The organism is Novosphingobium sp. BL-S-21 (assembly GCF_055521655.1).
On the sequence record NZ_JBVFVP010000003.1, the window covers coordinates 699912 to 725254 of the forward strand.

Here is a 25343-nt window from a genome sequence, read left to right on the forward strand (position 1 = left end):
CCGGCCCCCGAGGTGGCCTGCGCCGGTGCGGACTGCCCGGATGCCGACTGGGCGAGGGCCGACTGGGCAAAGCCCGGAATAGCGCCACATGCGAGCGCAGTGGAAATCGCCGTCGTGAATCGTAAAATGTGACTGTTTCTGATCATGGTAGCCCCTCGATGTTGTCCGGACCGCGCGCTCTCACGGCGCGTACCCGAAGAAGTTCCCTGTCGAACATCGACATGCGGGAGGGACTGACCCGAACAGGTCAGGAGTTTCGTTCCAGACGAGCTTCCATCGAAAAAAGAACGGAACCGCTGGGAGGAAACCCTCCTTGGCATGTCCCAGTCTTCAAAGGTCGGAGTACTTGCGTATCCGGCTGCGGGGTGAACCGCTTCGCAAGCTGCTTCGTCGTAACGATCGAGCGCTTGTCCATGCCCATGAGGTTTACTTTTTCACCGTCGCATCGGCGCTGATTCTGCACCCTGTTCGCCTGTCGGATGAGGGGGTGAAAAAAATTTGTCCCACCGTGAACTCATGCGCGGATCGTCATGGACCTTGACGATCAATCGCGACATTCAGGTGCTGCACCGCTTCATGTCCGACCATCGGTGATCCGCATGGATAGCGATCGTCGCAGGGCATTCCTGCTGCATCCCGGCCCTGTCGGGAATTGCAGGAAGACATCGCAGGCAGGGGAACACCCGCCCGCGGCCCGGGAAGTAGGTGCCGCACCAAGCCGACGCAGAGCGGTCCGGTGACGCAAAGCAAGGTTCAGGGTTCAAATCGGAGTTTTTCAAATGAAGAAGTCTGTCATGCGGGTGCTGCTAGTCGCAACGGCACTCACAACGCTTCCTGCCGTATCCATGGCGCAGCAGGCACCGCAAACAGGGCCGGATCATGACGCTCCCCAACAGGGCTTCGGAGACATCGTGGTCAGCGCCCAGCGTATCGACCAGCGGCTTCAGGACGTTCCGGTCTCGGTAACCGCCATCACCGCAGAGGAGATCGAGACGCGTCAGGTGCTCTCCCCTACCGATATCGGCCGACTCGCCCCCAACGTGAACCTGAGTTCGGTGACCGGCGGCAGCGCCGGCCTCACTGCCTATATCCGCGGTGGCGGCGTGACGGACGGCGGCTACATCATGTCGGAACCGGAAGTCGCACTTTACGTGAACGACGTCTACAATGCCCGCATGCAGGCCGCCCTTCTCGACTTCGCCGAGATCGAGCGGATCGAGGTGCTGCGCGGCCCGCAAGGCGTGCTATATGGCCGCAATGCGGCGGCGGGCGCGATCAACATCATTACCAAGCAGCCCGCCGATACGCTGACCGGCAATGTGCAGGTCGGCTACGGCACCTGGAACGAACGCCGCGTGAAGGGCTACCTTTCCGTTCCCCTCAGCAAGGACGGCAAGTGGGCCTTCTCACTCAACGGCATCGTCCGCGCGCGCGACGGCGGCCGCCAGTACAATGCCACGCTGGACCGGGAGGTCGGCAAGGAAGACTTCCAGGGCGGTCAGTTCGATCTCGCCTACAAGGGGGACGTCGTCAAAGGCCGGCTCAATCTGTTCTATGTTCATCTCAACAGCGACGGCCAGTGGGCCAGCAACACCGTCACTGGCGAAAACGGCACGATCGTGCCGCTCTCCGGCTCATACCGCACCGTGCTCTCGCCCTTCCCGTCCTATACCACCGTCACACAGAAGGGGGGATCGCTGCGCCTTTCCGCCGATTATCCGGGCGGCACCATCACCTCGATCACCGCCTATTCGCGCCTGAACGACAGCTGGGGAGAGGACTTTTCCGGCGGAGTCTATCCTTCGATGATCGGCAGCAACGGTGACACGCCGATCTCGCTGTTCGAACGCGAGAGCCGCTCCAAGTCATGGCAGGCCAGCCAGGAAACACAGTTCGCCGGTTCGGTGGCGGACGATCTGGTGAACTATGTCGTCGGACTCTACTACTTCCACGAGCAGGGCGATCAGGACATGAACTCCACGATCTTTTTCGCCCCCTCGACCACCCGGTTCCATGCCGAAACGAATGCCTGGGCAGGCTACGGTCAGTTCACTTTCAACGTGACGGACAAGCTCGCGCTGGTGGCTGGCGGCCGGTATACACTGGAAGACAAGAGCCTGGACGCGACGCTGGCCGGCACGCCAGCGATAAGCCGCGACCACTACGAGAAGTTCACGCCCAAACTCGGCGTCAACTTCAAGCTTTCGCCCGACATGCTGCTCTATGCCTCCTACACCGTCGGCTTCAAGTCGGGCGGCTATAACGGCCTCGCCTCCACCGCCGTGCAACTGGCGACCGCCTATCGCCCGGAGACCACGAAAGCCTGGGAGGCAGGAGTAAAGGCCGATATCGGCCGCACCATTCGCGGCTCCATTGCCGGCTTCGTCAACAAGATCACGGACCGTCAGGAAACTGTGAACCTCAATGACGGCGGCTTCCTTGTCGAGAACTACAACGTAAGGATTTCCGGCATTGAGGCCGAACTGGCCTGGCGCCCGCTCACTGGTTTCCAGATATGGGGCAACGGCTCGATCAACCGGGGCAAATACCTCTCCACCGACTCCACCGTCGGTTCGCTGATCGGCAAGAACCCGCCTTCGCTGCCCAAATACCAAGGCACCATCGGCGTGGACTACTCCCTGCAGGTCGGTCCGGGTACTGCCAAACTCGGCGCCGACGCCGCCTTCCGCGGCCAGTACTTCTCGACGCCGGACAATCTGGAGGTCGGCCATGTAAAGGCGACCCAGCTGTTCAACGCCTATGCGGGATACGACGTGGGACCGTGGAACTTCCAGATCGCCGGTAAAAACTTGTTCAACCAGACCTACTGGACGACCGGCTTCGGCTTTTCAGTGATCAACCCCCGCATAATGGCCAATCCCCGCACGGTCCTTGGTACGGCAAAATACAGTTTCTAAAAAAGAGGCGCCTGTCGCTTTACACGTACAAATTAGGTGACAGGCGAAGAACACCACCTCGCGGTAGGAATGGATAACCCCTTCAGCCGACTGATAACTATGCCGACCAATTCCGTTAGGAGGCGTGAACAAATTCCACGCCGCCTAACGGAATTGGCACCACTCACGTTATAGTCTCATATTGGGAGCCCGTGAGTGGTGAGTGGTAAGCGTTCAGCTTCACCCTTCAATCCGTATCTGGCCGCCATTCTGCAGATAGAAAGTAGCCATATTCCCGGATCATTACATAGTCGCCGTACGACTTTCGAATAGTTTTGGCATCTCTCGTGTCCCTGCCTGCCGTATAGCCATGAAGTCTGGCGCGGTTGGCTGATGATCGCCGCCCAGCTCTATTTCCTTGTCCCGCCCATGCTGGCCCGCCGCAAGGAGCTGCCGCTCGCGGAAAAGCTGAATGATAGCTTCTGCACACCGATGAGCCCGGAAACGAGGCCAATTTACTGACCGGGGCTTGACCGGCGCTGCCGGCCTTGCCGGTATTGTCGGGCTCGGGTAGTGGCGGGAGGATTCCATTGCTTCTGCCGTTATCTCGACCGACATTATCAGCGACGGCGTGACGGGGCTTCGCTCGTCGAGCGCCGAACTGGTCGAGGGCTCGCCGAGGGCCTTGTCGAGCCCCAAACTTTCGCCAGATGCATTGAAGCTGGAGGAGCGGCTTTGCAGCGACTTGCCGCAAGCCAACGTTCGGCTCAGTGAAACCGGGCGCCTGATCAGGGCAGAGGGACACGGCGTTCGCCCCCGGCGGAACGCCGGCATCCACGCGGCTAAAGGCCCCGGGAAAAAGAACGATCCTGGCGCCTGGCGCAACTCAGCTTCATCCCCCCTGCCCAGCAATCATCCACTGACGGAACCGCCAGAGATATACCAGGCCTGGCTCCGAAGCTGGCAAATACTTACGCCGCAGGATCGACCGCAATCAAGGGATGCTTGGGCAAGGTCAGAATGAAGTTGGCACCCTTGCCCTCCCCCTCGCTTATAACCGAAATCGTTCCGCCATGCTGATCCACCAAGTGCCTCACCAGCGCCAATCCGAGGCCCAAGCCTCCCTGCAAGCTAGAGCCAGCGCGTTCGATTTGCGCGAATTTTTCAAAGATGCGCGACTGCATGGCTGGAGGAATGCCCACACCGTCGTCACTTACCGAGATGCTGTAAGCTTCGCCGGCATCCTGGATACTCAGCGAAAGGTTGCCGCCGGTCGGCGTGTACTTGGCTGCGTTGACGAGGAGGTTTGCCAGCACCTGGGCTAGTCTTGAAAAGTCCCCTGTCATCTCCAGCGGCCGATCCGGAATATCGAGCATCAGGCGGTGGCCTCCAGCCCTCACGGCATGCCCGCTGCCCTCGAGCGCGAGTGCGGCGACATCTCGCAGATCTAGCGGAGCCAATCGCAGGGCAAACTTACCCTCCTTGATCCGAGAGACATCGAGCAGGTCCTCGACCAGACGTCCAAGGTGAGAGACCATGCGCCGCATCTGCGAACGGATCTCGCGCGAGCCTTCCTCGGTGCGCGGCCGGTCGAGCAGATCGAGGCCGCTCATTAAAGCGGCTACCGGATTGCGCAGTTCATGCGCGAGAATAGCGAGGAACTGATCTTTGGCGTCGTCGGCCTCGGCCAAAGCCACGGCGATATCAGCCAGTCCGTCGCGCTCAGCCGCAACGTTGCGGCGTTGAAGGAAGAGATCGACAAAGACCTGTACTTTGCTCCGTAGTACATCGGGCTGAACGGGTTTGAGGATGAAGTCGACTGCGCCTGCCTCATACCCGCGAAACTGACGCCGACTGTCGGCGTCACCAGCGGTCAAGAAAATAATCGGCACCTGGCGCGTACGCTCGGTGCCTCGCATGAGCTCGGCCAGTTCAAAGCCATTCATTCCTGGCATCTGCACGTCCAGCAGTGCCAAGGCAAATTCATGTTCCAGCAGCAGCTCCAAAGCTTCTTCCCCGCTACTGGCCTTGCGGATTACAACATCGTCTCGCTTCAGCATTGCCTCTAGGGCGACCAGATTGGCGGGGACATCATCGACTGCCAGAATATGGGCAATCGTTTGCATCGACCCTTTCAATGCATCTGCCGGATTTGCAAACCCCTCGACTATCGCTGTTTTTACGTCCTGCTGCACTTATAATTGTTCCGCGCTTTATGCTCGAGATTGAGATGCCTGATTGGCTAGTGTCTCGAAGGCCCCCGCACCGATATAGGATGGACTGGCTTCGCGCAAATGCAGAGCTTTTGCTGGTCGCAGCAAGCGGCAGGAACCGGGCTAGCTCCTCATGGTGCGGGAGGATGCATCTTTGCACGGCCACAAGGGTCGCGGCCTGTGTTTGTCGTCGGGACCCCGAAGCTATTGGCGCTCTATCCATCCGGCGGCGCATGCGATCAAGGCCACGGCGGTTTCACGCTCGCATAGGCTATGTCTCAGCTCGCAGATCGCCAGTGAAGATGCTGCCATTTGCCGGAAAGGCCTAGATCCGTGCGCCGGGCACGCGCCGGAGATCTGGCCCGATTTCGCGCAGGGGCAGCGCTCAAAACGTGTTGAGGCAAGTTTCTTTCCGGGGGTGTGCATCCGAGCGAGGCCGGATGTGAGGCAATTTCCTGCAGCACCATATTCACTTCGCCCGGGCGCCGGGCGCCCGAGTGTTACATCCGGCCATGGCCAGGATCCGCTTTGCGTCTTCTCGCGTTGCCGGCTGCCATTTTACGTGCGCCGAACGCCAGGCGGACAAACGAGGGGAGCCAGACGGCTCCCCTCCCTCGTTAGCCCAGGGTTCTGGTCATCAGGCGCTCGAGTCGCTGCGCGAACGCTCGCGGATCGGCCGGCGCCTCGCCTTCCGCGATCCGTGCTTCGTCCAGCAGGAGAAACGCAAGGTCACGCCGTTCATCGGCGCCAGCGTCCGTCCGCGCGAGTTTCGCGATCAAGGCATGACCTGCGTTGACCTCGAGCACGGGCTTCGCCCTCTCGGGTGCCCGGCCTGCCGAGGCCAACATCTTCTCAAGCTGGAGATCCATTGCGTTGTCAGGTGCAACTATGCAGACGGCACTGGTGGTGAGGCGGTCCGAAACGCGCACATCGGACACCTGGTCTCCCAAAGCTTCCTTCGCAAAGGCAATGAAACCGGCAAGGTCTTCGCCAATATCCTCAGGCTCGCTGCTGCCCTGCGCCAGGGGAATGAGGCTAAGATCGGCCGCGCCCTGGGTAACTGACTTGAACGGCTTGCCCTTGTAGTCCGCGCCCATCGTTGTCCAGAAGCTGTCGACCTGGTCGGGCAAAAGCAGGACTTCGATGCCGCGCGCCTTGAAGCCTTCGAGCTGCGGGGAATTCGCGATCCGCTCAATATCATTGCCCACCGCGTAGAAAATCGCTGTCTGGTTTTCCTTCAGCGAACCGACGTAGTCCTCCAGCGAACGCCATTGGCCCTCCGAGGCGGTAGTCTTGAAACGGGCGAGACCAAGCAGCGTCTCGCGCCGCGCGAAATCCTCGTACAGCCCTTCCTTCAGCACGGATCCGAAATTGTCCCAGATTGCCTGGTAGCGCTCGGGCTCGGCAGCGGCGAGCTTCTCGAGTTCGGACAGGACTCGATTGCTTACCCCCTTCTGGATTGCAGCCAGGACCGGACTGTCCTGAATCATCTCGCGCGACATATTGAGGGGAAGATCGGCGGAATCAACAAGTCCTCGCACGAAGCGAAGATAGCGGGGCAGGATCTCCGCCTCGTCCGTAATGAACACCCGGCGCACGTAAAGTTTGATGCGTCCGCCTCGATCGGCGTCGAACAGATCGAACGGCTTGCTCTCCGGAATGAAGGTCAACACTGAATATTCGTGCCGGCCTTCGGCACGGTAGTGAAGTGTCAAAGCCGGCTTGTCGAACTGACCCGCCGCGCTGCGGTAGAAATCGATGTAGTCTTCCTCGCTGATCTCCGACCTGGACTTCGTCCATAGCGCTGCACCATCCGCGACCTGGGCTGCTTCCTCCTCGCTCCCGGCTTCTTCGATGAAGATGGGAACCGGAACGTGGCCGGACTGGGCCTTGACGATCCGCTCGATGTTGTAACGCTCTGCATAGGTCGCTGCGTCCTCGAGAAGATGCAGCGTCACCCGCGTCCCTCGCGTCGGAGCCCGTGCAGGATCTGCCGGTGCGATAGTGTAAGTGCCAAGGCCATCGGAAGACCAAGTGGCCGCTTGGGTTTCACCCGCTCGGCGTGATACCACCTCGACCTTGTCTGCCACCATGAAGGCAGAGTAGAAACCGACACCGAACTGGCCGATGAGTTGCTGCCCTTCAGCGCCCTTTTCTGCAGAAAGTCGGTCCATGAAAGCCTTGGTACCGGAGCGCGCGATGGTGCCGAGCGTCTCGCCCATGTCGGCGGCGGTCATGCCGATGCCGTTGTCCGCAATCGTCAGCGTGCCTGCTTCCTTGTCGAGCGTCACGGTGATCCGCGGCTGCGGATCTTCTCCAAGAAGCAATGGCTCCGCGATCGCTTCGTAGCGCAGCTTCTCGCACGCATCGGCAGCGTTCGAGATCAGCTCGCGCAGGAAAACGTCCCGGTCCGAGTAAACCGAATGAACCATCATGTGCAGGAGCTTGGAAACGTCCGCCTCAAAGGCGCGGGTTTCAGGGGCGATAGCTGAATCTGTGGTCATCGTATCCTTAGCTCGCATGTTTAAGACTTGCCCGCGCCAGATGGATCGAACGCTGCTCTCGTTCAAGGGGCGCTCGGTTATGCTGTTGCCAGGGGCCGAGGTCTCCGTGATTACCTGCGATCGGCGGCGTGCGTTCGGACTGCCGCCTTGAGTCAGCCGGGGATGAGCTAAATATCCCAGGTTCTCCAGCCGGCTCTGAGGCGAGCGGAACTAGCGGTTTTGTTGCTCGTTCATTGCGCGATGAAGAATTTTGACCCAGCACAACGCCTTTCCATCCTGCACGCCCGCAGGGATCTGAAGATGGCCCGCTCTGCACATGCATACGTTCGAGGAAACACGCTGCGGTTCTATGAATGGCTGGCGGACACAGCGTCTGCACGGGTCATTCCCGAAGGGCCACCGGTGTGGATCTGCGGCGACTGCCACCTCGGCAATCTGGGCCCGATCGCTGACGGCAAAGGCAAGGTCGCCATCCAGATCCGCGACCTCGATCAAGCGGTGATCGGCAATCCCGCCCACGATCTGATCCGTCTGGGTCTTTCGCTGGCAACCGCTGCGCGCGGTTCGGACCTCCCAGGCGTGATCACGGCGCGAATGATGGAAGAGATGATCGAAGGCTATGAACGCGCCTTTGTATCCCCTGACGATGAAGGAATGGTGTGCGAAGAGGAGCCGGAAGTCGTCCGCACGGTCCGCCGCCGTGCCATCAGTCGCAAGTGGCGGCATCTCGCGAAGGAGCGCCTGGAGGATGTCGAGCCGGCCATTCCGATCGGCAAGCGTTTCTGGCCGCTAGACGACAATGAGCGGGACGCTTTGCGCGAGATCGTGATCCACCCGCCAGTCAGCCGCATGATACTCTCGCTCGACCGCAAGGGAGAGGACCGTAAGCCGTTCATGGCGGATGCGGCTTACTGGATGAAAGGATGTAGTTCGCTCGGGCTGCTTCGGTTCGCCGCAATTGTCGGGCTCAAGGGGCGCGATACTATCGATTATTCGCTGATCGATCTCAAGGAAGCAGTCGATCCTATCGCTCCCGCGGCGCCCGGTGCAACGATGCCAAGCGAACCGGCCCAGCGCGTGCTTGCGGCAGCTCTTGCGCTTTCACCCCATCTCGGTGAGCGTATGGCCACGGCGCGGCTGCTTGGTCATTCGATGTTCGTCAGGGAGTTGATGCCGCAAGACCTCAAGATCGAGGTCGAGCAGTTCTCGCGGACCGAGGCGCAGAAGGCGGCACGCTATCTCGCGCATGTCGTGGGCAAGGCCCATGCGCGCCAGATGGACGATGGGGTGCGCAGCGATTGGCTGCATGTTTTGAGAAAAGGTCGTTTTTCGGGTCTTGATGCGCCGTCTTGGCTCTGGCGTTCCGTTGTCGAACTCGCCGCCCGCCATGAGGCAGGTTACCTTGAGCATTGCCGGGTCTACGCTTTGGCCAACTGAAGGGCCACTCCCAGGTCCGCGATACAGTTGGCCGTCTACTTTGCCAGTGCCGCGCGGATCAGGCTGCTACAATCGGCATCGGGCGCTATAGGCCCGGATTTTCCGCTGATCGCGCGCCCGATCATCTTGACGATTGCCCCCACCGATTTGGACTGCTTGGGCACGATGATCTCAGGATCACGGATCGTTCCGCTCACATTGATCGGGCCTGGAAAACGCAGCCCGGCATCGGTCTTGGGTGTGCCCTCCAAGGTGAGGGCAAGGCGCTCGTCGGGGAACGTAACCGTGCCGGTTCCACGCGATTGGCTTACGCTGGTATCGATCAGCAAGGGATTGGCAGTTCCTCGCCCGCCGCGCATATCCAGCTTGAGAATGCCGCAGCGCAAGGACGAACGGCCGGCATCGCTGCCCAGTATTCCTTTGCCGATATCGAAGCCGATCAAAGCGGCGATCTTGGAGGGAAGCGATCCCGATTTTGCCGCCAACCCGATCGAGCCATCGGCATTTCCCACCACTTCCCGGATCGTGCTGCCACTTCCCTCCAACCGAACCCGCCCGTCTATTCGTCCGGTCACCTCCGCGCTTCCCCCGCCTGCGAGCGCGGAAATGTCGCTGTGCTTCAAGTCGAGGGAGAGCGTCACGCGCGGGACTGGCCTGCCGTCTCTCTGATCGACGATCGCCTTGCCGGTGATCTCCCCGGTTTTCATGCCGATACGTAGCGGCTCGACTGTCAACAACCGGTTGTCCAAGGTCAGGACGGCCGAGAGATCGGTGATTGAGGATGGGCGTCGTCCGCCGACCACACGATCGATGTTGACCGCGATACGGCCATCGGTTTTGTCAATTTTCCGGATATTGACCCGCGTGTTCGGAACCAGCCGCAAACCCTGCGCCTGTTCAAGTTGCAGGGCCCTGGCATGACCTTCATTGCTTGCCAGATCGTCAAAGTCGAGGCGGGCGAAGCGCAAGCGACCATCGAGCTTGGTTCGCTCGTCTTGCTTGAGCGCGGTCACAGATCCGGTGAGCGTGCTCGTTCCGATAGTTCCCCGCAGGGAACGGACAGACCAGGTCTTGTTTCTATGAGTAACGTCCGCGGCGAGATCGACCGCTTGAGTACCGAACAGACCCGCCTCAATGATCCGGTCGATCCGCTTCAGATCGTCCGCCCGCGCCGTCATTCGAAAATCCATGTCATCGAAGCGAAGCGGCCCGGCCATCTTGCCTGAAGCATGGATAGCCAGCGCCGTGCCCTCGATCCTCGCATCGAAGGGCCATGGCTGCGCGGTATCCATTACCCCGCCCTGGATCGCCACCCGCACCGGCGCGCCGTCCACTTGCCCGGTGCCTTTTGCCGCGAGCCCCTTCTCTGGTGTGACTTGAACCGAAATGGAAAAACTGCGCTTTTGAAGACCATCGCGGTAGGTAATTAGCCCATCCTCGACGTTCGATACGGTCATTCCCGTGCTATTTCCCGCCTTAGCGCCCGACCCCGGCTGCTCCCAATTCTTTCGCCCATCCTCGCGGCGCACCAGGTTCATCCTGACGCCTCGCGCCGAGAGAATGTCAGCGTCGATCTTCCCGGTCAGCAGTGACATGGCATGCAGCCTAAGCCGCAGGAGGCCGATCGTCGCCATATCTCCAGAACCTGCCCATTGGGCCTGCGGCACGCGAATGTCTGCCATTCGCATTACCGGGTTCAGGGAGAAATAGTTTTCTCGGTCCATCGACGCGATTGTGACCGGCCTCCCTATCTTGTCGCTGAGCAAGTGCTCGACCGGGTTCTTGAGCCACGAGACCGGAAATGATGCAACCAACACAAGCAGTGCGATCAACGCGGCCAATGCTGCGAGGGAGATCTTGAAAGCGATGCGTTTTACAGAGCCGCGGGTCATCGTCTGTGGACGAGTGGTAGCGCGAAATGTTCCCGCGCGGTGCACACCGACCTTAAGACAGCACAGCTACCGAGAGCCTGAGCGAACATGACGGATGATCCCCGCTTGCCGCTGGCGCACGGCCCGGGATTGAATTGAGTATCTCGGCAGCGGGGACCAGTCCGGGCATAATATCCCCGCGACGATCACGATCTTCATGAATACTCAAGAACGCTCGCAGCTCGTTCCGAATTTTGCAGCGGCGCGCGTTGCACCCAAACCCGCCGCACCCTTTCGACGCATTCGCAAGCAGAACAACGCAATTGCGTTCACGTCCGAACCATCGGCAGGCCTCCTGAGGGGAAGCTGGCGTAGATGCAATGCATTACCCGAAGCTATGTTCGCCGTGCTCCTTGCCTGGCTCTTGAGATAAGCTGCTTTTCTATGCAATTCCGGGATATAGGTTGTTTCGGAAAAGGCAGTGCCCGAGGACATGGCAATAACGACTAAACCTGATCGGGCGCCTGTCGACCTGGCGGCCTGCGTACCGGCGCTGCTAGTGTTCTTTGCACATGCCGCTCTTGGCGCAAGATACGATCTGTTCCGTGACGAACTTTACTTCATCGTCTGCGGTCAGCACCCAGCACTGGGTTATGTCGACCAGCCACCGGGGGTGCCCCTGATGGCCGCAGGGCTGTTCAAATTGGGACTTGGCGCCTGGGGGGTGCGGCTTCCTGCCATGATCGCGGCCGGGCTGCTCGTGTGGCTTTCCGTGCGGTTTGTTCGGCTCCTGGGTGGAAATTCCCTCGCCATGGCGCTTGCGGCGGTTGCCTGTGCGCTTTCGCCTATGCTGATGGGTCTTACCGCCACTCTCAACACATCGGCTTTCGATCCTTTGGGATGGACCGCTATCGCCTACTTGCTCACGAAAGCGCTTCGATCCGGGGACGACCGGGCGCTCTTGCTTGCCGGGCTGGTCGCCGGTTCGGCGCTCGAGATCAAATACGCCATGGCGTTCTGGTTGGTAGGATTGACCCTTGGCGTGCTCCTGACACGAGAGCGGCGCATTTTGCTGCGCCCGGCGTTATGGAAGGGTCTGGCTCTTGCAGCAGCGATCGCAGCACCCTCCTTCGTCTGGCAACTGGCGCACGGCTTTCCCTTCCTTGAGCTGGGCGCGGCTGCCAGAGGCAAAAACGCAGATGTGGCCCTTCTTCCGTTCCTGGCAAACCAGGTTTTGGTGATGAACCTGCTGCTAGCACCCTTATGCGCCGCCGGGCTTGTCGCACCCTTCGTGCTGGGCCGGGTCAGGGACCTGCGTTTCGTTACCATAGCGGCAGTCACCGTGTTCATCATCGTCAGGCTTGGCCACGGGAAGGACTACTACCTGGCCCCCCTCTACCCTTCGCTTTTCATTATCGGCGCAGTCAGCCTGGCGCCTCTTGCAAAAGGCGGGCCGGGCAAGGTCATCGCAGGCCTCGGGATCTTAACAGCAGTCATCATTTCCGCCGCTCTGGCGCCGATGGCGCTCCCAATCCTTTCGCCAGCCGCACTCGCGGCTTACATGGGCAGAATCGGCATCGCCCCTCAGCAGCAGGAACGCAGCTTTAAAGGCACCGTTCTGCCGCAGGTTTTCGCGGACCAGTTAGGCTGGCACGATTTCACCGATCAGGTCGAGACAGCGTGGCACCACCTTCCCGCCCCGCTGCGCGCGCAAACGGGCATTAAAGTCGACAATTACGGCGAAGCTGCAGCGCTCGACCTATACGGCAGGCATTTGCCGCCCGTTCTCAGCGGTCATAATCAATATTTCCTATGGGGAATGCGCGGCCAGCGCCCTCGCCATCTGGTAGTCGTTCAGGACGATCTGGCGGGACTGGAACCGTATTGCGAAAAGGTAACGCTGCTTGACAGGACCTGGTCACGATATGCGATGGCCTACGAAAACGGTAAAGTTATTGCACTGTGCGAGGGAGTGAGGCCTCCGCTCGAACAGCTCTGGCCGGAGCTGAGGAACTTCAGCTAGCTATCACCGGATAGACGAGCACGAGACGCCGGCTCGCGTCTGCCAGTCGCGCTCGCGGTAGCCGTTGCGCTGGACCAGCCTCGCCGCAGATTTCTCGCCATGGCCGGCTCCGATCAGGTTGCCGACTTCCATCTCCATCAGCCGCTCGGCGGCAAACGAAATCATCTCGCGCAGAATATCTGCATCGGGGGCCTTCTCTACCAGCGAACGCAAGTGCATCATCGGATCGGTCATCGTGATTCCTTCCGTCAGGTTTGAGCTTCACAACCCAAACCTACCCGAAAATCACGGTGACCACCTCAGCCTTCAGCTACACCACGTCCTGGGACACGATCCTTCAGCGCCCCAGCTACTCTTGAATTCAGCCTTGCAGTCAGCCGTGCTATCGAGGTGCACCAATTGCTTAGCGGATCAAGAGCAATATTCGCCCATCAAAATGCGGCAAGCAAAGTTGGTTCTCCGGCAATCGTTTCGTTTTCGCCTACGCGCGTTGAATTGTGAAAAAACCGACGCGCAGCTACCCGCAGCGGCTGAGGCGTAAAGTCTTGCGGCGGCAGTTCGGCTGACAATATGCATTCTTCGAACGCAGCACTACCGCGCGCGGGGCGGGTAGCTCACCAATTGTCTTCTCCGCCGCCCTCTTAAAACAGGGTTACCTTGCGCGCTGGGCTGGCAGCGGTTTCGGGAGCATCATGGGAGCGACGGCCGGCGGCGCTGCTTCCGTACTCGAACCCTGCTTTGGGCTAGCAAATTCCTGCCCTGCGTGCCGCGGCCAACTATGGACGCCCGCTCGGTTTCCAGCCGGGGTCGCCCCCGCCGCCATGCTGGCCAGGATTTCGGCGCTCGGAGATCATGTCACTTCGCTCATTCGGATCTTTTTGATTGGGATCGTCTGCAGGCTGCGATGACACGGCGATATTGCCGCGTTGTTTCACGGACGGTTTGGCCTGGAGATTGGAATCCGCGTCCGCGTCGCGCTGCAACGGTTCGCCGCTGCTGCGATCGGGCCGGCCGCCATCCTCCGACTGGTCCGCGCCACGGGCTTCTGGGACGCTCGCGGCGTGTTTATCCTGTTGGTCTTCGCCCGCCGCCGCCTTGGGTTGCGAAGCTTCGCTCGGTGTTTGAACCTTCACGTTCGGTCTCCTTTAAAAGGAAACGGTCCCCGCCAAGCCAAAGTTCCGCCAGCTGAAAAGCCTTATCCCGCCGGTTATTCAACCCGTCCTCCAGAAACTCTTGCGACGGTTCTCACCCAGCCTCGGCTGTTATGGCTTGACCCAATAGTTTCAGGTCCCTGCAGGGTCATGCGACCCTTCCCCCCGATTGTTATGCGCAGCGGCCGGATAATTTCTGCTTCGAACGGTGTCACGGCCAGCAAAGAGGCCCTGCAGCTTCATCGCTGCAGGGCCTCGTCTCTTTCGTGAATCCGGCGCTCGGCACCGGTTTTCATCGACTCCTCGCGAAAGTGCGCAAAGCGCCGACACCTGCCGAACTAATCGCAAGCCTTTGTGAATAGTTCCAGCTGGAAACGAAAATTTGCGCTTTTGCCAAACTAAAGAGGCCGCCCCCACAAGAAGGAGCGGCCTCAAGAACCGGAGGGCACCGGTTGCCAAGCTACCGTGGGGACACACAGTCTAAGTTTCAACACCTCGAAAGCGAGATTGTTTCAGGCATCTGGCAATAAGGCGTGTTTGTGGAAAACTCGCCTCCGGTGAGCCGACCTTCAGTTCCCGAGGCGAGGCTGGCATCCGATATTCTTCGCAAGCTCCCGAACACCGGTGCCGGCGCACCGCGGCATTTGAGAACTCTGCATCTCTTGCGCCTTGAATATCCAACGTATTTTTGTACCGCACTAGCTCCTTTGGCGCAGTTGCAACGCCAGCCTTAAAGCTCAACCAGAAATCTCAAATTCAAGCCGAGAGCTCGTCACAGGTCCTGCCAACATCCAAAAAAACGTTCGTTTCGTGCCGGGCGACCGGGGAAAGGGGTTGCACCGGCGCCTCCATCGCGCTTCTGGCGAAGCTCGCCGTCATGAGCGGTCGGAAGTTCGCGCGCAGATGCTTGGAAAGGGGGTTTGGGGAAGCACCCGGTCTCTCGGGTCGCGGTACCGAGCGTTGCCGTCGAAACCGCCGTCGAGGGAGCATGTTACGCACATGTCCCTGTGGGCAGCACCGCGCTGGAAATGAATCCGCAGATTCGCCCTAATGGAAAGCGGTCCATAAACCCTTTACCCGTTGGGGGAGACTTATGTCGCCAGCCGCATAAGCTAAGCACCAGCCAGGGGGTTGGCGATGGCGCGCCGCAGCCGTAATGCTAGATCTCCACCTTTGCGAAAAGCACAACATTTTGAACTTACATCGAACAGTATGATGTTAAAATGTTGAAATTTTGTCATGAATAAAATTACTGGATAATGATTTATATATTCTTTTTTTTAGCGGCCTAGTATTTACGACTCATCTTGAAAATCGTTCCAAAACCCCCATATCCGAAACATCGCCATTTCCTTTTTTGAGCAAGAGGCGACCGAGAGTTGAGTGCTCCCGCTCAAGCGGTGACTCCAATGACCAGCAAATCTAGAAACCAAAGCAGCCCCTTTTCAGCTTTTTTTTCGGCAAGCGATGAGGCTGAGCAATTCGTACGCGCTCCCCGAGAGAAGGACGCTAAGGTAGTGAAATCGCCTGTTTGCGGCGCTAATGCCCAGCCAAGTGAAGAAACCACACTGGAGCGTCGCGTACTTGCTCATGAACGAATCCTACAAGCGCTTATCTGCGACTTGGCTGACGATGACCCTGCAATCTTCGAGCGATTAAACGCTCGCTTCGGAAATGGACATGATCTTGGAACTTACGAGCAAGATCACGTAACAACAGGCCACTACTGCGAACATTTCCTCCGTAGTATCGAACAGCGTCATGCGGCGCGACCTATGTCCGTACCTGACGTCGTCTCAGCTTCGAAGTCACATAACGTCGCCCGCTTGAACAATCACGGCGCGCTACAAATACCTTCGGATGGCAATCAGTGGGAGCGGTGGGAGAATGAGGGCGGCTCCTTCACTCTTTCTTTGACGCCCCCAAGAAAGGCCTGTTTCAGTATTTTCCGAGCTGAACGCGTCATGCTAACTTCTACCCGGCTCGCTGGGGGTGATTGGCGATGGAACCTCCGGGCGAGTAACGGCGTATTGATAGCCCAGGGGTCTGGCTTTCGGACTGAAACAGAGTGTCTAACAGCAGTGAAATTTCTAAAAGAGAACAGTCAAAACGCCAATATCTTCATCGACTGATTTCTCGAATATTAGTTAACATCTGCAGCATCTGCTCTTGGTCATCGAACGCTTTGGCTGGGCGGGCATACTGTTCTAACTCGATCCGGCCACTGAGGGTGGCCGACCGGCTACGGCGCCGACGCGTTCGATAGAGGTGACTTCGAGCGCCTGGCGGCGATCTTGGCCGGCGCGCGCGGTAACTTCCTTCTCTCGATTCAAATACGTTGGCGGTGCGCGAGATCTTCTCGGCATTCGAGATCAGGGACATTTAGACGACGAGGACGATCTCGAGCGAGGCGAAGAAGTCAATGAGCTGATCATCGGCAATTTTGCGCCTGTTTGGCGGAGAAACCGAAGGGGCCGGGGAAGCGGGGCGGAATGGCACGGCCGTAGGGCAAATGTTCAGGCACAGGGCCATGCAATTGCCGGCTCTTCGAAACCTTCCTGCATGAAATCTGCCGGAGGATTGGGTCCGATAGAAACATCAGGGAACTGCAGAAGGGTCTACCCTGCGCTCGCCGTCTATTGACTTGCGCGCTCCGTTTAACCCCTTGATCGTTCAGCCTTCCACGCAATATTCCGGGCAGAGGCTTGCCTCGAACTGCGCATTTCAAATCGGTTCCGGTGCCCGGATCATAGCTTTACGGGAACCGTTGTTGAGGCTGGTGCGATATTCAAGGATAGAACCGTATCATCACATCAGCAAAGGAGAGGATCATGAGCATCGAAGGCAAGGCAAAAGAAGCCGCCGGTTACGTCAAGGAAGAGCTCAACGAGCATGGCAAGTCCCCTGAGAGCCAGAAGAAGGCGCAGGAAGGCCGCGATCTTCGCAACGAAGGGCGCATCGAGGACGGCAAGGCTCCCAAGGGCTCGCAGCCCGGCACTGGAAATTAAAGACAATCTCCGCTTCGGCGGAGGTTTCTTCTTTAGAAAAGGATCATGCCGCAAGCGGCATGATCCTTTTCCGTTTTTAGCGGCACCGACAGATAGGGGGGCATCAGGCCGCACGGGCGTCTGGTAAGGCCGCTTCTGCGACAAACAATCGTGCGGCCGCTCAAACGCACTGCCTGTGCGGCGGACGGAAGAGGGCTGCGGCCTCGAACTCTCGCCCAACCTGGTTTCTGGGAATGGAACCGGGCTCTTCGCCGTGCACCGCTGACTATGGCCAGCAGGCCCGGTTTCGTAGGCACTGGCGGCAGCTCAGCATCGGCGCGCTTTATTCTCGGAACAGCGCCCTAATGTTAGAGCCGCTTCTAGGAACGGTCAGTTCCCCCGGTAGGTCGAATACCCATAAGGGCTCACCGCCACTGGCACATGATAGTGGGCGGCTGCATCCGTAACGCGAAACACGACGTCGATTTCCGGAAAGAACGGCTCTGCGCCTGCGGTCCTATAGCCCCGCATATCGAACTGGAGCTTGTAGACGCCCGGTGCGAACTGCTCTTTGTCGCCAAAGGAACGCACCCTGCCATCGCTGTCCGTTTTTGCCTTACAAGCTTCGACCCATGTCCCCTGCCGATCGGAGCGATAGAGCACGACTGGTACATCCGCGCCCCCTGCCCCGCGGGTCAAGTCCAGAATGTGCGTCGAAATTTCGGCGGCGAGCCCCGGCAATGGTGTCAGTGCTGCTCCCATGATCAGGACTGAAAATAGGGCTTTCATTATTCGCGATCCTTTTTGTTCTCAGCAGGCACTGGCGCATCAAGCTCGAAAGCGGTTCGCGGTCAGCTGTCACTATCATGCACGTCATCTTCCAGCGGCGCTGACAAAGCCCATCCTGGCCTATCGGCGGCGCGGTATCCGCTGTTCCTGTGTCCCAAAACTTCCTGCGTGCCCATCCTCGCCCATTGTTTCTGCAGTATGGAGCTACTCAGACTGCTTCAAGCTATTCGATGTTCGCCGTCTGCAGGGCAGCCCCTGTGTCAAATATGTCTTGGCAAAAACTTACACCATCAAGGAGGCCGTGGCCTTAGCGCTTCCCACGACCCCTGGAATGCCGGCACCGGGGTGGGTGCCAGCTCCCACCAGATAGAGGTTGGGAAAGTGATCGTCCCGGTTGTGACCGCGAAACCAGGCGCTTTGGGTCAGGATCGGTTCCAAGCTGAAAGCACTTCCCATATGCGCTCCCAGGTCATCGCGGAAGTCGCAGGGGGTATAATGGAAGCAGAGCTCAATCCGCTGATCGATGTCGGGAATGAGAGTGGCCCGCAAGCGATCGATGATGATACGGCGGTACTCGTCTCCTTCAAGACTCCAGTCGATTGGCGCGGATCCCAGATGCGGCGCCGGCGCAAGCGCGTACAGCGCGGATTTGCCGGCAGGAGCAAGACTTTCGTCACTGGCCCCCGGATTGTGCAGATAGATCGATGGGTCCTGCGGAACTTTGCCCTGGCAGTAAATGTCCTTCAGCAAGGGGCCGTAGCGATCCGAGAACAGGATCGAATGGTGCGCAATGTGGGGAAACGTTCCTTTTAGCCCCAGGTGGACGACAAAGAGGCTCGGCGAAAAACGCTTGCGCTTGAGGGATTTCACCCGGCGAGCGGCGTAGCTGGAATCTGCGATCAATGCGTAAGTGCCCACCACATCGCCGTTGCTGGCGATCTGGTCTGCTTCGAAGCAGCGCCCGGACTTGGTAACTACACCGGTGACGCGGCCGCCCGAATGCGTGATGGTGTCCACCTTCTCGTTCAGCACCAGCCTCCCCCCTAGCTTTTCAAAGAGCACTGCGAGCGCGTCGATAAGCGCATTGGTACCTCCCTGCGCGCACCAGACGCCCCCCAGCTTTTCCAGGTGATGGATGAGGGCATAAACGCTGCTTGTCGTCATGGGATTGCCGCCGACGAGAAGGGTATGAAACGAAAGGGCCTGGCGCAGCTTTTCGTCATGAACGAAGCTGGAAACTGCCGAATATACCGAACGCCACGCCTGATAACGGGCAAGTGCGGGGGCTGCCTCAATCATGCTCTTGAAACTCAGGAACGGGACCGTTCCAAGCTTTACGTAAGCTTCGTCGTAAACGGCGCGCGAATAGGCAAGAAAGTGCTGGTATCCTGCAACGTCATTGGGATTCAGCTTGGCTATTTCGGCATCTAGAGCAGCTTGATCGCTGGAATAGTCGAAGCAGGTCCCATCGTTCCAGATCAACCGGTAGAACGGGTCGACGGGCCGCAGGACCACGTCATCGCTCATTGAGCGGCCCGACAACGCCCATAATTCGGCCAGGCACGACGGATCGGTTATGACAGTGGGGCCTGCATCGAAGGTGTACCCATCCTGTTTCCAGCAGTAAGCCCTGCCCCCTGGCCGGTCCCGCGCTTCCACGATTGTGGTTGCGATGCCGGCACACTGAAGCCGGATCGCCAGCGCCAAGCCGCCGAAACCCGATCCTATGACAATAGCTGAAGTCGCAGCAGGCATTAGTGAATCCGCCGTATTCTTTTCGATTGCCAGGCAGCGCTACGCAGCTGCATGCATTCGGCAACCTGTCCAAAAGGGAGGGTGGAAACACTTTGAAAAAGCAGGGATCATAAATTGTGATAGGATCGAAAAATGCCAGCTGACCAGCACGACGAGATCTCGAAAGGCCTCGCCGGCGCTCCGCGTACCGTGCTGCTTGCAAATCCCCGCGGCTTCTGCGCGGGCGTTAGGCGAGCGATCGCAGCTGTAGAAGATGCAATCGCAACATACGGACCGCCTGTTTACGTTCGCCGCGCCATCGTTCACAACCGGCAGGTCGTGGAGCGACTGGAGCGAAGGGGCGCCATCTTCGTGCAGGGCATCAGCGCCATCCCGGAAGGTGCGGTGACTGTCCTTTCCGCGCACGGCAGTGCTCAGGGCGTCAAGGATGAAGCGCAAAGGCGCAGGCTGCGCGTTGTCGATGCTGTTTGTCCGCTGGTCGCCAAAATCCATTCCGAAGTAGCGCTCTGGCACCGCCTGGGACGGCATATCGTTCTTGTCGGCCATCTTGGACATCCTGAAATAACCGGAACCTTGGGGCAAGTGCCGGCAGGGTCGATATCGGTTGTGGCGACACCGCAGGAAGTCGAAGCCTTGTTGCTGGAGAAGGATACTGCAATCGCTTACGCTATCCAGACTACCTTCTCGGTCTCGGATGCCGCGGAAATTGTCGGTGCCATCAAACTGCGCTTTGCCGACTGCCAAGGCCCGCGGTCGAGCGACATTTGCTATGCCACGACCAACCGGCAAGCCGCCGTCGTGCAAATCGCATCGCGCTGCGATATCATGCTCATCGTGGGAGACCGGACCTCTTCGAATGCCCGGCGTCTTACCGAGACAGCCAGAGGGGCTGGCGCAAAACAATCCTATCTAATCGAAGACGCAGCCGATCTCACCGGTCAGATGATCGATGCTGCTACTGTGGTGGGGCTGAGCGCGGCCGCTTCGGCGCCTGAGGAGGCCATCACGCAGGTCTGCCGTTGGCTTGAGGCAAAGGGCTTCTCGCTGGTGGAGACGCCCGGCGTTGAGGAGCATATACGCTTCAAGCCTGTCTCCCTGGCTTCGCTGGAGACGGACGTGACCAAATCTTTCGCTGGCGCATTCGCCGCGGCGCGAAAGCAAATCGACGCGGTCCTCGAGGATGCGATAGGCCGCGCTCCCGGGCGCAGCCCCAGGCTCGCTGAGGCCATGCGGCTGGCGGCGATGGGAGGCGGCAAGCGTTTTCGAGCCATGCTCATTCTGACGGTTACGCAAATGCTAGGCGGATCGCGCGAGCAGGCACTGCGCGCCGGTGCCGCTATCGAATGCGTCCATGCGCAGTCACTGGTTCACGACGATCTTCCCTGCATGGACGACGACGATTTTCGAAGAGGACGGCCGACCCTGCACCGCCGCTTCGACGAGGCTACCGCCGTTCTGGCCGGCGATGCCCTGCTTGCGCTTGCCTTCGAGACATTGGCCGATCCAAGAACGCACGAAGATGGCGCCGTGCGCGCCGGTCTGGTCCTCTCACTCAGCCGCGCCATCGGGCAGGATGGCCTAGCCGGAGGCCAGATGATGGATCTCTATCCTGGCGGGACGATCAGCCGGAAGCAGCTTACCGAGTGCCAGTCCCGCAAGACCGGCGCCCTCTTTCGGTTTGCAGTAGAGGCAGGAACGGCTCTGGCGGGCTGCGGGGAGGAGGAGCGTCGACGCCTCGACTCATTCGCGCAAAACCTGGGAGTTTTGTTCCAGTTGCAGGACGATATTCTCGATGAGACCGGCGAACCTGCTGTTGCCGGAAAGGCCTTGCACAAGGATGCGGCAAGGGGACGGCAAAATGCCATGTCGGTAATGGGTTTGGAGGGGGCCGCCTGCGAAGCCGAACGGTTGCTAACACAATGCGCGGAGGCTTTGGCTCCATTTGGCCCCGCGGCAGCGCCGCTTCTTGAAATTGCCCGATTTGCCGCGCGGCGCGATCACTAGCTCACTTAACTATCCGATTGCGGGGGATCCCCTGCTCAAGCGTTCCGATTGATCGCAATTTTTTCGAGCCGGCAGGTAATTTTACCGGACGGGAAGATGCTCTAGCAGCCTGCCTCCACAGCGATGCGGATAGCTTCGGCGGCAGTGCGAACGTCTAGCGCTCGCAACATGGCGGCGCGGTGCATCTTGATTGTACGCTCCGTCAATTGCAGATCAAACGCTATCTGCTTGTTGAGTTGGCCTCGCGCCAAAGCTTCCAAGATCTGCCGCTGGCGAGGCGACAAGCTTTCCATCAGGTCCCGCGCTCGCTCCAATCGGCTGCCACTTGTACCGTCGATGGCCATCTGAGAGCCCAGGAAGTACTGCAAATTTCCCGATGCATCGAATAGCGGCGCAACCATGACCGCATTGCAAAAGGCAGACCCATCCTTCCGATAGTTCGTGAGTTCGACCATTACCGGGCGGTGGGCCGCTATCGCATCACGCAAGCGCTGGGTTTGTTCAGCCTCGGTGCCAGCGCCCCTCAAAAAGCGGCAGTTGCGGCCCACAACCTCCTGGCGGCCATAGCCCGTCAAATCCAGGAAAGCCGCATTGCAAGCCACGATCGGATTGTCCGTCAGGCGGGGATCACTGACCACTGCCGCCACCCGGCTGTTCGATATAAGAAAATTCGGATCCATAGCCTCGGGCAACATCTTTCGCTTCACATTAGGCCATATCGCAATGGGCATCAGGGAAACCTAGAAGAAGACCTGCAGTTTCCCTCGGATTTCCTAGGAAGATCCTTGTCCCTACGCCATCGCGAAAAGCTGCGAAACAATCATCGCCTCGCAATGCCTTGCGCGACATGGGACCGCCAGACTGTTGAAGACCAAGCCGCCACCATCGAACAAGCCAGCCGGTTTCTGGCGGACCTCGATCCAGGTTAACTTTTGCCAATTCGCCCGCCGCGCCGGCCCTCTTCTTGCGGACGCGATCGTGGGCATGGATGCGAACCGTCTTGCTTCGAGGCCCTCCCGTTGGCTCGCGGATATCCCTGCAGGCCTTGAAAAAAATGCGAGACGTCTCCACTTGCCGGTCCTGGCGCTGGGAGCTGCGGCAACAAAAGCCGAGATTTATTGGACCAGGCTGGCCGCCGGGCACCGCCCGAAAAAGCACCAAATCTGGACATGCGATTCTGACTTCGCCATAGGCGCGGCATGGACAACGATATAACATTGATCATTTCGCAGGTCTTGGAACGGACACCCCAATGGATCCGTCACGATCTCGAGGCGAAAGACCCTGCAATTCGTATTCGCGCTGAAGAAACGCTTGCCGCGATGATCGCCAGAGCCCTGGAAGACCGTGCTTCGGATGCCGAAGCGAACCGCGCAGCCGAGTAGGCAAATACGCTTTCTCGCTGGAGCGACAGCGGGTCCGCTTACCATGCCTGTTCACCGCCAGCTATCAATTCGGCCTACAAAGCGGCTCGCGGGCGGCCTTTCGTCCGAGGAAGCCCTGGGCGAAAAAGCCAAGGCATGATCATTGTTCCTTGTGAATGAAAGCCGTCGTGTACATGCACACGCAGTACGGGATGGACAGCAAGACCGCTACCGCCCAGAACGGCAGCGCGGCTATGAACCTAAGCGCCGAACCCACGGCGGCGATCTCCCAGCTAGCCAATAGGTTTTAAACTGGCTGAAATTGCCTTGGTCCCTGGGACATTATCATGACCCACAAAATGAAACCGACGATGCTTTGTTCGAGAGAACAATAGCGGACAGTTGCCCGGCTATAGCCTCCACGCGAAATCCTGCTCGAAGCGAGGCTGCCGCGATGCCCTCACGCTTAACAAAGATCGGCGGCGACGCCTGCAGGCCGCAGGTCAACAGGAAATTTCAGATTCGCCAGGCCGGCTGCCACGGTATCCGGCGCCTATCGGTCGTTGTCGGCGCCGCGCCGAGCTTGGCGCCGAGCAATGACACCGCCGGCAACGAGACAAATGATAAGAATAGCCGGAATTTTTACCAGCCATAGCTGATCGTCGCTATTAAGATGCCAGGGGTAGCCATGGCAACCATCGGCGCTCGGCGCGTAGCCGCACGCAAGACTGGTCAGAAAACCGTAACCCAAGACTGCGCAGCCTGCCACGAAGGTGGCGGCGGCAAAGAGAAGGTACGACAACATTTTCACAGCTTCGTCCTTTCCGCGATTACCGCTGCAACGCTCAAGCTAATAGAATGCGAGACAAGGGTTCAGTTCGTCTGGCCGGGCGTTTGAGACCAGCACGTCCTCGTATTTGCCGGCATTCAGCGAGGCGGCGGCTCTTTTTGCGCTCACGCCGCACCGCCAATGCAGAGACAAACGTGAACCTTTTCGATCTTCGCGGGCGGCAAAATCGTGTCCTGTCTGACCGGTGCGATCAGGAACGTAAAGCCGGGTAGCAAGGCCGGGTTCCCTGATCGCGGGCTCTTCAAGCAATGATTAGGGGAAACCTGCGGACGCCACTTTGGCGCTTGAAAACTCGGTGCTGCGCAAATTTGGCACTCTTGTGCCTGAAAATCATTTTGAATCCATCCAGTACAGATGGACCGATGCCGGTCGCCTTGCGCTGCCCTGCGGTTCTTCAGAACGATCATTCAAAGCCGGGCGAGGCTCGAGGCCAGGTCGCTTTGTTTGAAAGGTTTGGTCAACCGCGCAACGTCCGGCGGAAGGCCGATGCTATTGGCGTAGCCGGAAATAACGAGAATGCGGATGTGGGGCAGCGCGTCCCTTATTCTATCGGCAAGATCGGTACCCGTAATGCTTGGCATGAGATGATCCGTGCCTGCAAGTCGATACTCTGATCTTCGTTCAGCATCCGCACGGCATCTTCGCCCGATGCCGCATCCACGACGCGGTACCCAAGCTCGATCAACATGTTGGCCGAGCTTGCCCTCACAAGGTCTTCATCGTCGACCACCCATGACTTCGTGTCTCAATCGCCGGCAAACGATCGACAAGCTGTCGAGACTGTTCCATTGATCGGGCAAGCTGCGTGACCTCTATGCCCGTCGCTTTGAGCAAGGTGGCAGGACCGTAACACTGAAGCAAAGATGCAGCTACTGACGCGCGCCCGACTTAAGCTTGTCCGCCTGCTGTTTTAGAGCATCTGCCTGCGTCTTTGCGGCAGCCCGGAGTTCATCCGCCTGGTGCTCTAGTTTTTTGGCATCCGCGTCCGCCTTGGCCCGCAGAGCGCGGCCCTGATCTTCAAGAGCATCCGCCTGGGATTTCCTGGCCTTGCTCTCCGCGCGATTTATACGGTCTTCCGCCGCTCCGGCGCGCTCAGCCGGGCCATCCCCCTCGTACACTTGCCCAGCAGCTTTGGCAGCCTGCTCATCTTTTGTAGCCCCGGCCTTTTTTTGCGGACCATCGCATGCAGCGCAGGCCAGCGCCACCACGAGGACGGTCGTAAGGTACATCGTTTTCATGAATGATGAACATCTCATGGCCTCGCCCGTTCCTTGGACAGAACGAAATAAGGCTCTGAGGCGTAATTTATGGAATCAGGCACGTGAGCACTTGCCGCCCCCTGGCGTCCCCTCTCACTTTCATACATTTCTTATCGCGCAGATTTGCAGCTGCCACTGCCAGGCTCGCCGAAATTTCCGTCGAACAACCACACGCTGCGCGGGCAAATCTTTTGGCAACTGCGAGTCTGGCCGGCTTATCTCCGCAAGTTCTACCGAGC

Annotated in this window: 18 protein-coding genes and 1 pseudogene; 10 read left to right on the forward strand and 9 right to left on the reverse strand. The window is 59.1% G+C overall.

Going from position 1 to position 25343, the window contains the following annotated elements; genetic code table 11:
• Nucleotides 1–779 precede the first annotated feature (779 nt).
• Nucleotides 780–2918 (forward strand): TonB-dependent receptor, encoded by a 2139-nt coding sequence (locus ACZ1J6_RS25525; protein ID WP_465128509.1) that lies wholly within the window; start codon nt 780–782, stop codon nt 2916–2918.
• A 372-nt stretch (nt 2919–3290) separates the two neighbouring features.
• A complete protein-coding gene (locus tag ACZ1J6_RS25530) occupies nt 3291–3419 on the forward strand; it encodes a hypothetical protein (RefSeq protein ID WP_465128510.1) in 129 nt (42 codons plus the stop codon).
• A gap of 449 nt (nt 3420–3868) precedes the next feature.
• On the opposite strand, the gene ACZ1J6_RS25535 is transcribed toward ACZ1J6_RS25530, so the two are convergent.
• Nucleotides 3869–5092 (reverse strand): hybrid sensor histidine kinase/response regulator, encoded by a 1224-nt coding sequence (locus tag ACZ1J6_RS25535; protein WP_465128511.1) that lies wholly within the window; start codon nt 5090–5092, stop codon nt 3869–3871.
• 635 nt (nt 5093–5727) lie between these two features.
• Entirely contained in the window at nt 5728–7614 is a 1887-nt protein-coding gene (gene htpG, locus ACZ1J6_RS25540; RefSeq protein ID WP_465128512.1) for a molecular chaperone HtpG, read from the reverse strand.
• 222 nt (nt 7615–7836) lie between these two features.
• Between htpG and ACZ1J6_RS25545 the strand changes: the two genes are divergently transcribed.
• The gene (locus ACZ1J6_RS25545; protein ID WP_465128860.1) at nt 7837–9051 is read left to right on the forward strand and encodes a DUF2252 family protein; all 1215 of its coding nucleotides are present in this window, start codon (nt 7837–7839) and stop codon (nt 9049–9051) included.
• 35 nt (nt 9052–9086) lie between these two features.
• Here the strand turns inward: ACZ1J6_RS25545 and ACZ1J6_RS25550 are convergent, their stop codons facing one another.
• Nucleotides 9087–10943: an AsmA family protein gene (locus ACZ1J6_RS25550; protein WP_465128513.1), complete on the reverse strand. Its 1857-nt coding sequence runs from the start codon at nt 10941–10943 to the stop codon at nt 9087–9089.
• Nucleotides 10944–11403: 460 nt separating this feature from the next.
• On the opposite strand from ACZ1J6_RS25550, the gene ACZ1J6_RS25555 reads away from it, so the two are divergent.
• Complete coding sequence (locus ACZ1J6_RS25555) at nt 11404–12945, forward strand: ArnT family glycosyltransferase (protein WP_465128514.1); 1542 nt, start codon at nt 11404–11406, stop codon at nt 12943–12945.
• 27 nt (nt 12946–12972) lie between these two features.
• Here ACZ1J6_RS25555 and ACZ1J6_RS25560 read toward each other — a convergent pair.
• Nucleotides 12973–13179: pseudogene (locus tag ACZ1J6_RS25560) on the reverse strand (transposase); the annotation flags it as partial.
• Nucleotides 13180–13721: 542 nt separating this feature from the next.
• Nucleotides 13722–14078 (reverse strand): hypothetical protein, encoded by a 357-nt coding sequence (locus tag ACZ1J6_RS25565; RefSeq protein ID WP_465128515.1) that lies wholly within the window; start codon nt 14076–14078, stop codon nt 13722–13724.
• A 1427-nt stretch (nt 14079–15505) separates the two neighbouring features.
• Between ACZ1J6_RS25565 and ACZ1J6_RS25570 the strand changes: the two genes are divergently transcribed.
• Entirely contained in the window at nt 15506–16228 is a 723-nt protein-coding gene (locus ACZ1J6_RS25570; RefSeq protein ID WP_465128516.1) for a YegP family protein, read from the forward strand.
• A gap of 699 nt (nt 16229–16927) precedes the next feature.
• On the forward strand, nt 16928–17104 hold the full coding sequence (locus ACZ1J6_RS25575) for a hypothetical protein (RefSeq protein ID WP_165921562.1): 177 nt from the start codon (nt 16928–16930) through the stop codon (nt 17102–17104).
• Nucleotides 17105–17473: 369 nt separating this feature from the next.
• On the opposite strand, the gene uraH is transcribed toward ACZ1J6_RS25575, so the two are convergent.
• Complete coding sequence (gene uraH, locus ACZ1J6_RS25580) at nt 17474–17872, reverse strand: hydroxyisourate hydrolase (RefSeq protein WP_132270120.1); 399 nt, start codon at nt 17870–17872, stop codon at nt 17474–17476.
• 282 nt (nt 17873–18154) lie between these two features.
• Nucleotides 18155–19627, reverse strand: a complete 1473-nt coding sequence (locus tag ACZ1J6_RS25585) for a phytoene desaturase (RefSeq protein WP_465128517.1) — start codon at nt 19625–19627, stop codon at nt 18155–18157.
• A gap of 132 nt (nt 19628–19759) precedes the next feature.
• Between ACZ1J6_RS25585 and ispH the strand changes: the two genes are divergently transcribed.
• Nucleotides 19760–21631 (forward strand): 4-hydroxy-3-methylbut-2-enyl diphosphate reductase, encoded by a 1872-nt coding sequence (ispH, locus tag ACZ1J6_RS25590; protein ID WP_465128518.1) that lies wholly within the window; start codon nt 19760–19762, stop codon nt 21629–21631.
• 101 nt (nt 21632–21732) lie between these two features.
• Here ispH and ACZ1J6_RS25595 read toward each other — a convergent pair whose 3' ends face one another.
• Entirely contained in the window at nt 21733–22311 is a 579-nt protein-coding gene (locus tag ACZ1J6_RS25595; protein ID WP_465128861.1) for a PAS domain-containing protein, read from the reverse strand.
• Nucleotides 22312–22830: 519 nt separating this feature from the next.
• On the opposite strand from ACZ1J6_RS25595, the gene ACZ1J6_RS25600 reads away from it, so the two are divergent.
• From ACZ1J6_RS25600 to ACZ1J6_RS25610, 3 genes are all read left to right on the forward strand, one after another.
• Nucleotides 22831–23016, forward strand: coding sequence for a DUF6771 family protein (locus tag ACZ1J6_RS25600; RefSeq protein ID WP_132270126.1), 186 nt, complete (start codon nt 22831–22833; stop codon nt 23014–23016).
• 667 nt (nt 23017–23683) lie between these two features.
• Nucleotides 23684–23893, forward strand: coding sequence for a hypothetical protein (locus ACZ1J6_RS25605; protein ID WP_465128519.1), 210 nt, complete (start codon nt 23684–23686; stop codon nt 23891–23893).
• A gap of 269 nt (nt 23894–24162) precedes the next feature.
• Nucleotides 24163–24459, forward strand: a complete 297-nt coding sequence (locus tag ACZ1J6_RS25610) for a hypothetical protein (RefSeq protein WP_465128520.1) — start codon at nt 24163–24165, stop codon at nt 24457–24459.
• A gap of 255 nt (nt 24460–24714) precedes the next feature.
• On the opposite strand, the gene ACZ1J6_RS25615 is transcribed toward ACZ1J6_RS25610, so the two are convergent.
• Entirely contained in the window at nt 24715–25083 is a 369-nt protein-coding gene (locus tag ACZ1J6_RS25615; RefSeq protein WP_132270128.1) for a hypothetical protein, read from the reverse strand.
• Nucleotides 25084–25343: the final 260 nt, after the last annotated feature.

Excerpts from the sequence above, each read along its gene's own strand:
- ACZ1J6_RS25525 (WP_465128509.1), top strand. The coding sequence starts at position 780 with ATGAAGAAGTCTGTCATGCGGGTGCTGCTAGTCGCAACGGCACTCACA.
- ACZ1J6_RS25530 (WP_465128510.1), top strand. The coding sequence starts at position 3,291 with ATGATCGCCGCCCAGCTCTATTTCCTTGTCCCGCCCATGCTGGCCCGC.
- htpG (WP_465128512.1), bottom strand. The coding sequence starts at position 7,614 with ATGACCACAGATTCAGCTATCGCCCCTGAAACCCGCGCCTTTGAGGCG.
- ACZ1J6_RS25550 (WP_465128513.1), bottom strand. The coding sequence starts at position 10,943 with ATGACCCGCGGCTCTGTAAAACGCATCGCTTTCAAGATCTCCCTCGCA.
- ACZ1J6_RS25570 (WP_465128516.1), top strand. The coding sequence starts at position 15,506 with ATGACCAGCAAATCTAGAAACCAAAGCAGCCCCTTTTCAGCTTTTTTT.
- ACZ1J6_RS25575 (WP_165921562.1), top strand. The coding sequence starts at position 16,928 with ATGAGCATCGAAGGCAAGGCAAAAGAAGCCGCCGGTTACGTCAAGGAA.
- uraH (WP_132270120.1), bottom strand. The coding sequence starts at position 17,872 with ATGAAAGCCCTATTTTCAGTCCTGATCATGGGAGCAGCACTGACACCA.
- ACZ1J6_RS25585 (WP_465128517.1), bottom strand. The coding sequence starts at position 19,627 with ATGCCTGCTGCGACTTCAGCTATTGTCATAGGATCGGGTTTCGGCGGC.
- ispH (WP_465128518.1), top strand. The coding sequence starts at position 19,760 with ATGCCAGCTGACCAGCACGACGAGATCTCGAAAGGCCTCGCCGGCGCT.
- ACZ1J6_RS25595 (WP_465128861.1), bottom strand. The coding sequence starts at position 22,311 with ATGGATCCGAATTTTCTTATATCGAACAGCCGGGTGGCGGCAGTGGTC.
- ACZ1J6_RS25600 (WP_132270126.1), top strand. The coding sequence starts at position 22,831 with ATGGACAACGATATAACATTGATCATTTCGCAGGTCTTGGAACGGACA.
- ACZ1J6_RS25605 (WP_465128519.1), top strand. The coding sequence starts at position 23,684 with ATGGCAACCATCGGCGCTCGGCGCGTAGCCGCACGCAAGACTGGTCAG.
- ACZ1J6_RS25615 (WP_132270128.1), bottom strand. The coding sequence starts at position 25,083 with ATGAAAACGATGTACCTTACGACCGTCCTCGTGGTGGCGCTGGCCTGC.